Origin of the sequence: Aeromonas caviae, from assembly GCF_000819785.1 — a bacterium.
In the GTDB taxonomy this organism is placed as follows: Bacteria; Pseudomonadota; Gammaproteobacteria; order Enterobacterales; family Aeromonadaceae; genus Aeromonas; species Aeromonas caviae.
Window position 1 is genome coordinate 1 of sequence record NZ_CDBK01000111.1, and the last position, 244, is coordinate 244.

At 62.7% G+C, this 244-nt stretch carries 1 pseudogene; it reads left to right on the plus strand.

Annotated features, from left to right (window positions below):
• Positions 1–244: pseudogene (locus tag BN1120_RS20260) on the plus strand (phosphodiesterase); the annotation flags it as partial.

Here is a 244-nt window from a genome sequence, read left to right on the forward strand (position 1 = left end):
GAGTTCTTCTCCATCCAGACCCTGAACGGGGCCCTGACCACGGTGCGGGAGTTCAGCCGCTACCGGGACGAGGAGACCGCCAATCACCTGCACCGCATGTCGGCCTATTCGCGGCTCATCGCCCGGGAGGTGGCGGCCCATTACCCCTTGAGTGACGAGGAGGTGGAGTTCATTCACCTTTTTTCCGAGCTGCACGATATCGGCAAGATTGCGGTGCCCGACGCCATCCTGCTCAAGCCGGGCA